The following is a 13,167-nucleotide window of genomic DNA, read 5'->3' on the forward strand; positions in this document are numbered from 1 at the left end:
TTTCAATCTTGGGATGTGGAAACTTTGCTGTGACACATATGTGTAAATAAAAAGCTGCCTTATTAATAAGGCAGCTTTCATATAATTAAAGTTTAGTAACGTTCTCAGCTTGTGGTCCACGGTTACCTTGAGTTACTTCAAATTGAACGCGTTGACCTTCGTCCAAAGATTTGTAACCTTCACCTTGAATTGCACTGAAATGAACGAATACATCTGTTCCTTCTTCAGTTTCGATAAAGCCGAATCCTTTATCCGCGTTGAACCATTTCACTGTACCTGTTTGCATGTGATTCCTCCAAAAAATAAGTTTTTAGCCGATCATTATGACGAGTATAATTTAAAATTGACACTCACCTGGTGCATTTAAACCACGAACTTGATGTCCGCTAATGTATCGATTAATATGATAATACCATGTCCGCTAATATAAGTCAAGATTTGGAGGTATTTTCTAATGAATCAGTCATCAGGGGTTTCGGTGCAGCGGGAACCGACAGTAGAGGAATTCATACATATGCTTGCTAATGAGGGTGAATTGCATCCCAAAACCGTGAAGGAATATACAAGTGATCTGAAACATTTTATCGAATGGTACAAGGAAAGCACCATGCTCAGCGAAGAGTTCTCACTGCAAATTGAAGATGTGGATACATCCACTTTAGTCAGTTATCGTGAAGATGCTCACCAAGTTATGTTATTGAAACCAGCTACCATTAACCGGAGATTGATAACGCTGAAGCGTTTTTTCAAATGGGCTGTCTTGGAATCCAGGCTCAGTCATGACCCTTCCAAACCATTAAAATTCATTCCGGAAGACAAAGTAAGTCCACGTCGAATGACATTGGAAGAAGAGCAGGCATTCCTCGCGGCAGTGGAGTATGGTAATTCCCTTCGTGATCAGACCATCCTCACCCTTATGTTTCACACAGGCTTGCGAACGATGGAGGTATGCAACCTCAAGCCTCATGATATCGAACTTGGTAGACGAAGCGGTCACCTGACAGTGAGCGCCGATAAACGCAACGTGCAACGTAAGATCCCTTTGAATATGCAGTGTGTTGTCATGTTGAATCAGTACTTATCTGATCTTGCTCCCGATCGTGCGTATCTTTTTCCTTCAGAGAAGACAAATGATCGTTTAACGGAGAGAGCACTGCGCCACCTGATTAAAAAAGTAATGATAACAGCAGGGCTGGAAGGACTGAGTTCACACGACCTGCGTCATCGTTTTGGCTACGCCATGGCTGAGCATACGCCACTGCACCGTTTGGCCGAGATAATGGGACACACCAACCCAGATACAACAATGATTTATTTTAAAGCATTAAGTACGAATCATCGTAAAGAACAAGAATGAATTCTGAATTATAGTCAGAATCAAAACACCTCTTAATTAGAAGTACTTCGAAATTTTCCGTGTTTGTATTACTTTAACCTACCTTTAGCATTCATATACGATCCTTCACATTTCACTTAGGCACTGCCCGACAGGGTTGCCTTACCTCTAACAAAGAAAGCGATTACATATCCCTGATAATATTGTATATTATGATGGCAACCTTGGAACAGATCAACATGATCCTGTGCATTTTGCTTCAATTCGGTGACAGAAAGAAATCAAATGATTCACAATGCTACATATATATTCGTTGATAGGGCATAAGGCCGTCATCAAAAGGGAGGAATCCAAACGTGTACCGGGTACTGCTGGTGGATGATGAAGAAGATGTGCGTGAAGGACTTGTTGTAGAGGTCGATTGGGAAGCGCTCGATCTGCGGATTGTCGGTTTGGCTGAGAATGGGCGGGAAGCATTGGAGATGGCGGAGCGGGTGGAGCCGGACATTGTGGTGACGGATATCAGCATGCCATTCATGAATGGTCTGGAACTCGCACAAAGATTGAGGAAACGTAATCCACTCGTGAAGGTGGTCATTTTGACTGGATATGATGAATTTGATTATGCGAGGCAAGCCATCTCGTTAAGTGTGGATGAATATCTGCTGAAGCCGTTCTCGGCAGGGCATCTCACCGAACTGCTCACAAGACTGCGCGCCCAGATGGCGGCTGAAGTGGCTGAGCGTGAAGATGTACAGCAGCTGCGTGAGCACTATCATACCAGTTTGCCTTTATTACAGGCAGATCTGATGGCGACCTTGCTCCATCGGCAGAAATCCTCAACATATATTCATAGTAAAGCCAAACAATGCGGATTGGATCTGACAGGAGAACGTTATGGGGTGTCCGTATTGACACTGCATATGGATGGAGATGTGCAGAAGGAGAAGTCTGAGGGAGTATTCAGCGAGCCTTCACAGCGACATAACCCAACAACATCCGAGGTAGCGGACCAGTCTGAGATATTTGTTCCCGGAGGTTCCTTGCGTCAATCTGAGGATGCTGAGCTGAAACGCTTTGCGGCACTTAACATTGCGGCAGAAGTTTGGGCGGAGCATGGGGCTGGTCATGCCTTTATGCATCAGGAGACGATTGTTCTGCTCTATGTGGATCGTACGGGCGGTACAGATGGAGCGAAGCGACAACAGAAGGCATTGGAAAATGTGATGCGCAGCATCAACCACTATTTACGTATCCCGGCTACGGTGGGCTCTGGTCAGATTGTGGATACACTCGCGGATGTGAATCATGCCTATGAAGATGCCCTGCTGGCATTGGATTATCGGCTTGTGCCCGGGACAGATTCAATCATATACATTGCGGACGTCGAGCGACAGACGGCGGGCAAGTTGCGTTTTGATGAGTTGAAACAGCAGACGCTGACACGATGCCTGAAGGCAGGTACACAAGCAGAGCTGGAGGAAGCACTGGCGATCATTTTCCGGGAAATTACAGTGGAACACGGGCGAAGTGATATTCAGCTCTATTTAATTGAAGTATTAACAACAGTATGGAAGGCAGCACAGGCATCAGGAGAAGCGATGGAAGACATCTTTGGTGCAGGGTTCCAGTTGTATGCGGATTTGTTCCGACTGCCGGGACTTACTGAGGCACAGAAGAAGGTACAGGAGGTCTGTCTACTCGTGCAACATCGCATTGCGAGCGGACGCCAGCATGTATACAAAGATATTGTCGAGCAGGCGTTAGTCTTCACGAAAGAGCATTATGCCGACCCGGACCTGTCCATTCAGAAGGTGTGCGGGCATTTGCATATCAGCTCCGGTTATTTTTGTGGCATTTTCAAAAAAGAAGTACAACTTACCTTCCTGCAGTACCTGATGCAGATCCGAATGGAGGCAGCGCGTGAACTGCTTCGCTCGACCGAGCTGAAGTCGTTTGAAATTGCGGAGCAGGTTGGCTTTGCCGAACCCAACTACTTCAGTTTTTGTTTCAAAAAACATATTGGCGTCTCGCCCAAAGAATATCGTAAACAGGCTTCCCAGGCGGCAAGTGAAGGTTCGATCCGATGAAGTTCTTGTCCAGATGGGTGAAGTCCATGGGAGTTCAATTACGCTCTCGTCTGCGTTCGTCCAGAGTCAGCAGTATCCGGTTTATTATTACATGGTCCTTTTCCGTCTTCATCGTCTTGGTGCTAACCATCATGGCGATGCTTCTGCATGACAAGTTCACGCAGGCTGCCGAGCGAAGTGCGGAACTCACGACGAGACAGATTGTGGACCAGGTCAGTTATAACCTGGAGGATTACGTCCGTAGTATGTCTCATCTGTACCGTGCCATTGAGGAACACATGCTGCGTGACGGGACATGGGAAGGGGAACTGGTGGACAAACAGCTTGACACACTGCTCAGCAGTCGTGAAGATATCATCTCGATTACTCTGCTTGATTCCACGGGGAAATTGCTCAAGAACCGACCTACAGCCGAATTAAAAACCAGCGCCCATGTGACACAGCAAGGGTGGTTTCAGTCTGCGCTTCGTGTGCCGGATCACCTGAGTTTCTCGTTACCTCATATTCAGAACATGTACACAGGCCCATATAAATGGGTCGTTTCCATGAGCAAAGGCATAACGATACGGCAAAATGGTCAGGATCGGCAGGTTATTTTGCTGGTCGATATCAATTTCAAACAGATGGATGAACTGAGCCGTCGGGTCAGTCTGGGGCAACGAGGATACGTGTATATCATTGATGAGAGTGCGGGCAATATCGTGTACCATCCGCAGCAACAATTGATGTATATGGGACTCAAAAGCGAGAATATCGAACAGGCTTTGGTGGCTTCCGGCAGTTACGAAGATGAAGCAGATGGGCAGAAAAGGCTGAATACCGTGAAGTCCGTTGCCAATATCGGGTGGAAAATCGTCGGTGTTGCTTATCTGGATGAGATTATGACAACGCGTCAGGAAGTGAACGGATATCTCATTCGTGTATTGGTCGTTGTACTGGTACTGGTCATTCTCGTATCCCTGTTTCTTTCCTCCAGTCTGACTCGTCCGATCCGGCGAATGGAACGTAAGATGAAGGCCGTGGAGCGCGGGGATTTCAACGTGGAGTTGCCTATTGAAGGGCCGCTGGAGGTGGAACGACTATCCCGTCGCTTCAACCTGATGGTCAATAAAATCCGAACCTTGATGGATGAGATCATCCATGAACAGGAGCAGAAGCGGCGTCTGGAGCTGGAAGCCTTGCAGGCCCAGATCAATCCACATTTTCTATATAATACTCTGAATTCAGTGGTGCGCATGGTAGGCATGAGCCGCAATGAGGAAGTGATTACGATGATCACGTCTCTCTCTCGCCTGTTCCGCATCAGTCTCAGTCAAGGCAAAACGATTATCACGATCAGGGAAGAGCTGGAGCATGCGCAGCATTATTTGACGATTCAACAGATGAGGTTCAAGCGCAAATTCAACTTTACGATTAAGGCAGATGATACGCTTCTGGATTGCCTGACATTAAAGCTGGTGCTTCAACCCCTAATTGAGAACGCCATTGTTCATGGCATCGAGTACCACATGGACGAAGGAAGTATTGAGGTCGATGTTTATCGTGAGGACAACAAGCTGGTGTTTCGCATTACAGATAATGGGGTCGGCATGACGGAAGCACAGATGTCGGGATTATTAAGTGGTCGTCCTGTGGTCAAAAGTGGTGCAGGCTCCGGCGTAGCGGTACGCAACGTCCATGACCGAATCCGGCTCTATTATGGGGAGGGCTTCGGACTTGAATTTGCAAGTGAGTTGGAAGAAGGAACCACGGTCTGGGTTCGGATTCCCATTCAATCTCAGCAGAAGGAGGGCGAGCCTAATGACAGACAATAAGGAGAATAGGGGCGATATCCACAGCCACAGAGTTGTAGGGTCATACATTCGTACGTTTTGGAAAAAGGTTGCTGCGATCTTTCCTGGAATCCGGAAACGTCGGTTAGTAACCCAGACAGCTGCATGCTGCTGTCTGCTCATATGCAGCGCCTGTGGCTTATCGAGTCCCGATGCTACGGCAGTGCCGCCACGTATCGCGCTGATTACGCCAGCTGGGACAGGGGAACTTGCGGAAGCTATCCGGCTTGGCGCCGAAGCGGCTGCCAAAGAGAACGGAGCCGAACTGATTACTGTGGAAGCATACCCTTCCGATGGTGATGTGTACACGCCTGCCATTCTGGACTCTGCTGGAAGTCAGATGCAGGTTAAGCAGGCCAATGCAGGCCGTGGAACGTTGTCTCGCAGTGCGCGAGAGCAGGCTCAAGTGGAGGCCGCAGCATCGGCTCTGAAGCAGGGGGCATCAGCTCTATTGGTTGATCCCCTAAGTGAGAAGGCCCTTAGTGACATCATTCAGGAGGCACAGACAACAAATTCCGATGGAACCATTGTTCCTGTCATTGTGCTTAACGATGAATTTCCCGTGAAAGGCATCACCAGTTTCATCTCGATGGATAATGTTGAGGCGGGAAGACAGGCCGGCCAGGCTATGGCGGAGCTTCTGGAAGGGAAAGGGCATGTGGCTTTATTGGGCCCCGATCCTCTTAATTCTGGTCTTATTCAGAGAGAGCAGGGAGTTATGGAAGCCTTGGTACAGTATCCTGATATTCAAGCGGAACCCAAATCGATATGTAATACACGGGATGGATGTTGGCAGACTGCGAAGCAATTGCTGGACCAGCAGGAGGTGGATGGCTTCATTACTCTTCAGGAACCTGCTTCTCTGGGAGCAGCCGATGAACTGAATCGACGCAAATCGGCGGAAAAGGTAAGGATTGTTGGGTTTGGCAGTGAACAACAGCAACTGGAGCAATTGCAAGAAGGGGTCTTTGATCATCTCATCGTCCAGAATGGATACAGTGCAGGTTATCTGGGATTGAATCAAGCCGTTGCGCGGCTGAACAATCAACAGGTGCAAGCGAGAGTGTTACTTGAGACCAAGCTGGTTAGTACAGACAATATGTTCTGGATGGATAACCAGAAGCTGTTGTTTCCTTTTGTACAATGAACCAATGCTGGAACGAGTGCCGGAACGAATACTGAATGACGAAATTAAGGTGTTTGTTAATTTGAGGAAGATTTCGATAGAACAGGTGAAGATATTGTATTCGAATTTAATGTAAACCCTTTCATAATAAAGACATCGGTGAAGCCGAATGAACTTGGGGGAGGTCATTAGGATATGAAGAATATGAAGAAAACGTGGATGACACTGTTGATTACGGCATGTATGGTTGTGGCGGCGGGGTGTAGTAGCGGCGGAGACAGCGCAGGTGGAAATACGGGAACAGATACAGGAGGCCAGACAGCAGCCGGTACGGAAACGCCAAAGATTGGTGTTGCCATCTACAAATTTGACGATACATTCATGACGGGTGTACGTAATGCCATGACCGCAGCAGCGGAAGGCGTTGCGACTCTGGATATCGTGGATAGCCAGAATGCACAGCCGACCCAGAATGAGAAAGTCGATCTGTTTGTATCCAAGAAATATAATGCAATGGCCGTGAACCCGGTGGACCGGACGGCGGCAGGTGTCATTATTGACAAGGCCAAGGCAGCGAACATTCCGGTGGTATTCCTCAACCGTGAGCCAGTAGCTGAGGATATGAACAAGTGGGATAAAGTGTACTACGTAGGAGCCAAAGCGGAGGAGTCCGGTACGATCTCCGGTCAGCTGATTGTGGATTACTGGAAAGCACATCCGGAAGCGGACAAAAACGGTGATGGCAAACTGCAATACGTCATGCTGAAAGGGGAACCGGGTCACCAGGATGCAGAGCTTCGGACCAAATATTCGGTTCAGGCGATCCAGGATGCCGGTATCGAAGTGGAAGCACTGGCGGAAGACACGGCGATGTGGGATCGGGTAAAAGGTCAGGAGAAAATGCAGGCGTTCCTGGCTTCCCATGGTGACAAGATTGAAGCTGTTCTCGCGAACAATGATGACATGGCCTTGGGAGCCATTGAGGCATTGAAAGCAGCCGGATACTTCAAGGATGGCAAATCCATGCCGGTGGTAGGTGTGGATGCAACAGCTCCAGCCATTCAGGCTCTACAGGATGGCACAATGCTGGGCACGGTGCTTAATGATGCCAAGAATCAGGGTGCAGCTACGGTGGCACTGGCTTCCGTTCTTGCTAAAGGTGAGACACCAACAAAGGAAAATACCAAATACGACATTACAGATGGTAAATACGTCTGGATTGCATACAAAAAGATTACAAAAGACAACATCGCCGACGCCCAATAACAGCACGAGACAGGGACGTCCGACATTCGGGTAGCGTCCCTTTTTTGCCGGTCATATGGAAGGGAGGAACCAAGATGGAGTCACCTTACCTGCTGGAGATGAATGGAGTTTCCAAAGCATTTCCGGGTGTGCAGGCACTAAGTCAGGTCACATTGAAAGTGAAACCGGGGACGGTTCACGCCTTGATGGGAGAGAATGGAGCGGGGAAATCCACACTTATGAAATGTCTGTTCGGCATGTATCACCCGGATGAAGGAACGATACGTATCGAAGGAAAGAGTGTGGATATTCCGAATTCCAAAGCGGCCCTACAGCAAGGCATATCCATGATTCATCAGGAGCTGAACCCGGTCCCGCATCGTCCGGTGATGGAGAATATATGGCTGGGTCGTTTTCCGATGAGGGGAATACTGGTGGACGAGAAACGGATGTATACTGATACGCTGGCGCTGTTCAAAGACTTGAACTTGGATATTGACCCGAAGGCTCAGGCTGGAACACTGTCTGTCTCCAAAATTCAATCCATGGAAATTGCCAAGGCGGTCTCTTTTCAATCCAAAGTCATCGTCATGGATGAGCCAACTTCTTCCCTGACAGGCAAGGAAGTGGATCAGCTCTTTACCATTATTAATGAACTGCGCAGTCGCGGCGTATCCATTATCTATATTTCACACAAGATGGAGGAGATCTTGACGATCTCGGATGAAGTGACGATCATGCGTGATGGCTTCGTTGTCGGGACATGGGATGCTGCGGATTTAACGACAGATCTGATCATTACGCGTATGGTTGGCCGTGATCTGGACGAACGTTTCCCGGAACGGACGAATGTACCTGGTGAAGTGATATTAAAAGCCGAGGGTCTGACATCAAGCCAGTCCAAATCGTTTTGTGATGTATCCTTTGAGCTGCGAAAAGGTGAAGTGCTTGGCATTGGCGGCCTAGTTGGAGCACAGCGGACAGAACTGATTGAGTCCTTGTTCGGACTACGCGGACTCGCTTCAGGTACGATTTCGATTCATGGGCGCAAGGTGAAGATTAACTCCCCCGCAGCAGCGAAGCGTCATAACATCGCGTTACTCACCGAAGAACGAAGAGTCACAGGAATCTTCCCGGTGTTGTCGGTGTATGAGAACACGATCATTGCCAGTCTGGGGCGCTACCGAAATCGCGTGGGCTTGCTGGACGAGAAGAAGGGCCGCGAAGAGGCACGTGAGCAGACGCAGAAGTTCAGAACCAAAACGCCTTCAGTTAACACTTTGATTCGCAACCTGTCTGGCGGTAATCAACAGAAGGTTTTGCTGGCCCGCTGGTTGCTGACCGACCCAGAGATACTGCTGCTGGATGAACCGACACGTGGAATCGATGTAGGGGCCAAGTTCGAGATTTACACCATTATTACGGAACTGGCTCGTCAGGGCAAAAGCATTATCATGATTAGCTCGGAGATGCCCGAACTGTTGGGTATGTCGGATCGCATTATGGTGATGAGCGAAGGGCGTCTCACAGGAATCGTGGACGGAGCCGAGGCAACCGAGCAGGATATTATGAGGCTGGCCGCGCAGCAGCGGATGGCTTAGTCAGGAGGGAAACAGATGAACACACAGATGATCAATCAAGTGAAACAATATGTAACACAACGCGCCATCTTTATCGTACTGATCCTGCTCATTATAGGTATTGCGATTGCCGATCCGAATTTTCTGGCCTTCTCCACACTGCGGGACATCTTGCAGCAGTCCTCCACACGGGCCATTATTGCGCTCGGTGCAGCCTTTATCCTTGTCACGGGTGGGGTCGATCTGTCCGCTGGACGGGTGGTTGGTCTGACGGCGGTTGTATCGGCATCGATGCTGCAAATTGACGAGTATGCCAATCGCTTCTTCCCCGATCTGCCTCAGTTGTGGGTGGGTCTGCCGATCCTTGTCGGGATTACCGCGGGTCTATTCGTGGGATTGGTAAATGGACTCATTGTCGCCAAATTACATGTGCCACCTTTTATCGCAACGTTGGGTACGATGGTTGCCGTGTACGGACTGAACTCCATTTATTTTGATACGGAACCCAACCAGTCACAGCCGATCGGAGGATTGCGACCCGATTTTACCGTTATTGGCTCTGGATACATTGATCTAGGCGGAGGTTATTCCATACCGTATATTGTCCTGATTGCGATTGCGGTGGCATTAATCTGTTGGGTGATCTTCAACAAAACACGTCTCGGCAAAAATATGTACGCGATCGGTGGCAACATTCAGGCAGCGCATGTATCCGGGATTCATGTGGCTCGCAACCTGGTTGCGCTGTATGCCATTGCGGGTGCGTTGTATGGCCTGGGTGGTGTGCTTGAGGCAGCACGCACAGGTGGAGCAACAAACAATTACGGTAACATGTATGAGCTGGATGCAATTGCCGCATGTGTGGTAGGCGGCGTATCAACGGCAGGAGGTATTGGAACGGTACCCGGGGTTATGGCGGGTGTGTTGATCTTCGGGGTCATCAACTATGGTCTAACGTTTATCGGTGTAAGTCCATACTGGCAGTTGATTATCAAAGGATTGATCATTGTTGCTGCGGTGGCTTTTGATATCCGTAAGTATATGGCGAAGAAATAAGATGAGCCTCAAGAGGTTACACCAGTCACTCCGATGACAGAACAACCTTCTGATCGCTGTTATCCCCAGATTTTTTGATTCCCTTCTAAAGAAGTGAAAATCCGGGGATAGCATATGCTTCCGATGCAGCTTTCTTTCAGAAAGCTTTTAGGCGAACGCTCCGCTTCTTCAGGTTATTTCTGTCCTCTACGTTATCGTGTAAACAATTTGTTCATCTTATATGGTAAAGCAGCAAAGAAGCCAGCCCTCGGGATATAGAGAGCTGGCTTTAATTGTTTAACCATTGACCATCCAATCGATAACGGGGATAACTGGTCCAATGATGCATAAGAGCAACATAAATCCGGCGACGTTATAAGATACACTTGTGCCATAATGTGAACGATTTTTTTTGGCGATCAAGAAGGCTGGAATCCAGAAGAGGGCTGCTACTACAAAAGGAATGTGAAGTCCTTGAGTTCCGTTGCTATAAATCGGTATATTTATTAAGTTAAAAAGATAATGACTGATCATAAAATTTGTTGTGCCCCATTGAAAATTAAAGGCGAGACCCATCAAGAGTACGAGTAGAGAGAGCGTTCCGAGGCCCAGTGGTTTTCGTTGTGTTGTCATGTGATATCCTCCATTACCAAGTATTTATCCTAAATTAATCCATTAATGTATTGTACCACAATATTGATCTATGCGAAGAGGAATTGTTTCACTTTTGTTGATTACAATTACATCATATGTCCTATTGCCTTCATAATTTATACATTCGTGCGAATTTGGCGAGCCTCCACTAATCGACAACATCAGCTAATCATAATCGATATAATACATGTACATAAGTTATTTGATGTGAGTTTTATGTCAAAGGGGGCGAGGCTGTTTGCTTAGTTACACGATGAAAATGGTGATATTCCCGCTAGGTTGTCTGCTTGTCATTCTGTCCTCTTATGTTCTCAGGCTTACCCCTAATATGGCAATAATGTCACTTTCGGCGACATTATTGGTAGCAAGTATTTATGGGGAGAGACGATATCCTGTGTTGCGAAAATTTCAGTGGATTTTTCTAGGGATATTCCACTATTTCAGTGAACTGAACTGGTGCAACATGCTGTATTATATGCTCATTATTTCAATGATCCAGGACAAACCAAGGTTGGCGCAGACCTTGCCGATTTCGTTGCTGCTTATGTTGCAATATACGTTGATTCGGCTTTCGTATGTGCCTGTAGATACATATGCTTTGCTGGTTTCGTTATTTGACCTGTTAACCTCGGTTGTTATCATTTTTTTGTATCATACCTTAATCAACAGTGAGGTCGAGAAGCGCAGGCTTCGGGAAAAAAATCGGTTCTTGACCCTGCATGATCCGCTTACCGGACTGTTGAATTACGAAGGTTACATGGAGGTGTTACATAAGACAGTAGAAGAGCAACGGTCTTTTTTGCTTGTCCTTTTGAACGTCAATAACTTTAGCGGCTTTAAAAAAGAGTCAGAAGATCCTTGGTGTACGGTAATCACAGGTACAGGCCAGATGATCAGCAATCATTTCACCGAGGCCTATGGCATATCCCGGTATGCAGGAGACCGATTTGCGGTCGTTTTGCCAGAGATACAGGATGTGGAAGAACGAATGTCGTCACTGTTATCCGTGCAGCTTCAAGGACTCCAGGTAAGCTATAGCATCTCCCTGTACCCGGAAATGTCGGATTCGTTGCAGCACTTTATGACGGTTGCCGAAGATAGGCTTCTTCAACAACAGCGTAGCAAATGGCTGAAAAATGAAGAAGAAGTATTTCGTTCCGAAAGACTAAGGGCTGTGGGTGAACTGGCCGCAGGTATGGCTCACGAAATTCGAAATCCGCTTACCGCAATTCGGGGATTCCTGCAGTTGTCACGTGGACAAGCGTTTAATATCGCGCCATGGTATGAAGTGATTATGGGTGAGGTGACGAGAGTAACCGATCTGACAGCTGAATTTTTGCAGTTTTCCAAACCACATGCCAATCACATGAAGCCTGAACATTTGGGTCACTGCCTTGAACGAGTGATGTCTTTGACCGAGTCAGATGCGGCATCCCGAGGGCATCAAATTACGCTTGAAATGACTAATGAGCCAGTTGTGATCATCATGGATCGAGATAAAATTGTGCAGGTATTGATCAATCTGATTCGTAACGCTTTTGAAGCAATGACAGACCCTGGTGAGGTCCATATGGATTTGTTGCAGGACGGAGACGCAGTACTCATTTCAATTACAGATACAGGAAGCGGCATTCCGGAAAATTCGCTATCCACAATCTTTAATCCATTTTATACAACCAAAGAAGAAGGTACGGGACTGGGACTTGCGCTCTGCCAGAAAATCGTTCAGGATCACAATGGTAAAATTACCGTCCATAGTGAAATGGGGGTTGGTTCCACCTTCACGCTTCATCTGCCAATGGAGACATAAATCATATAACTGACCCAGAGATAGCAATTAAATAGTCATTAGACAAAAACATAAAAACGCCGCATGGGTCCAGAAGAACCCCGTGCGGCGTTTAATATTTCGATTAGCTAATGTGTGGAGTCCACATCGGTTCCGATCATTTTAGCTATATAAGAGTGTGACTTCAAATTCAAGTAAGCGATATGATGATAGAGGTCAGCGTATAAAAGTCTGAAGTTCAAGCCGGTTGATCTTGGCGAATGGGTAGTCGATTTTCTAAGGAACATAGGACGTCTTATTTAGCCTTCAAGTCCTTACTTTAATTTGTAAGAAACTTCAGACACGTTATTTCCCAACAACCCATGAAAAAACGCTGAAAATGGCTGTTTATTTGGATATAACGTGTCTCAGGTTCTTTAGATTTCTGAGGGAGCTTCAAAAGCTTGAATAAGGCGCCTCAGATTCGTTAGTTTACGCTCT

Annotated in this window: 10 protein-coding genes; 8 read left to right on the forward strand and 2 right to left on the reverse strand. The window is 47.3% G+C overall.

Going from position 1 to position 13,167, the window contains the following annotated elements; genetic code table 11:
* Window positions 1-85 precede the first annotated feature (85 nt).
* A complete protein-coding gene (locus MHI55_RS05900; RefSeq protein ID WP_017690333.1) occupies window positions 86-286 on the reverse strand; it encodes a cold-shock protein in 201 nt (66 codons plus the stop codon).
* Window positions 287-454: 168 nt separating this feature from the next.
* On the opposite strand from MHI55_RS05900, the gene MHI55_RS05905 reads away from it, so the two are divergent.
* From MHI55_RS05905 to mglC, 7 genes are all read left to right on the forward strand, one after another.
* On the forward strand, window positions 455-1,357 hold the full coding sequence (locus MHI55_RS05905) for a tyrosine-type recombinase/integrase (protein WP_339189450.1): 903 nt from the start codon (window positions 455-457) through the stop codon (window positions 1,355-1,357).
* A gap of 335 nt (window positions 1,358-1,692) precedes the next feature.
* Window positions 1,693-3,426, forward strand: a complete 1,734-nt coding sequence (locus tag MHI55_RS05910; protein WP_339189447.1) for a response regulator — start codon at window positions 1,693-1,695, stop codon at window positions 3,424-3,426.
* Between the two features lie 26 nt (window positions 3,427-3,452).
* Complete coding sequence (locus MHI55_RS05915; protein WP_340389266.1) at window positions 3,453-5,240, forward strand: sensor histidine kinase; 1,788 nt, start codon at window positions 3,453-3,455, stop codon at window positions 5,238-5,240.
* Window positions 5,227-6,405, forward strand: a complete 1,179-nt coding sequence (locus tag MHI55_RS05920) for a substrate-binding domain-containing protein (RefSeq protein ID WP_340389268.1) — start codon at window positions 5,227-5,229, stop codon at window positions 6,403-6,405. Before MHI55_RS05915 ends, MHI55_RS05920 begins: the two co-directional genes overlap by 14 nt.
* Window positions 6,406-6,588: 183 nt before the next feature.
* Window positions 6,589-7,650, forward strand: a complete 1,062-nt coding sequence (locus MHI55_RS05925; protein ID WP_047844125.1) for a galactose ABC transporter substrate-binding protein — start codon at window positions 6,589-6,591, stop codon at window positions 7,648-7,650.
* Between the two features lie 74 nt (window positions 7,651-7,724).
* The gene (locus tag MHI55_RS05930; protein WP_340389270.1) at window positions 7,725-9,230 is read left to right on the forward strand and encodes a sugar ABC transporter ATP-binding protein; all 1,506 of its coding nucleotides are present in this window, start codon (window positions 7,725-7,727) and stop codon (window positions 9,228-9,230) included.
* Between the two features lie 15 nt (window positions 9,231-9,245).
* Entirely contained in the window at window positions 9,246-10,265 is a 1,020-nt protein-coding gene (gene mglC, locus MHI55_RS05935) for a galactose/methyl galactoside ABC transporter permease MglC (protein WP_036606383.1), read from the forward strand.
* A gap of 276 nt (window positions 10,266-10,541) precedes the next feature.
* On the opposite strand, the gene MHI55_RS05940 is transcribed toward mglC, so the two are convergent.
* Complete coding sequence (locus MHI55_RS05940) at window positions 10,542-10,877, reverse strand: hypothetical protein (RefSeq protein ID WP_036606384.1); 336 nt, start codon at window positions 10,875-10,877, stop codon at window positions 10,542-10,544.
* Between the two features lie 274 nt (window positions 10,878-11,151).
* On the opposite strand from MHI55_RS05940, the gene MHI55_RS05945 reads away from it, so the two are divergent.
* Window positions 11,152-12,708, forward strand: coding sequence for an ATP-binding protein (locus MHI55_RS05945; RefSeq protein ID WP_036672692.1), 1,557 nt, complete (start codon window positions 11,152-11,154; stop codon window positions 12,706-12,708).
* The last annotated feature ends 459 nt before the right edge of the window (window positions 12,709-13,167 follow it).

Origin of the sequence: Paenibacillus sp. FSL E2-0151 (genome assembly GCF_037993015.1) — a bacterium.
GTDB classification, from domain to species: Bacteria; Bacillota; Bacilli; order Paenibacillales; family Paenibacillaceae; genus Paenibacillus; species Paenibacillus amylolyticus.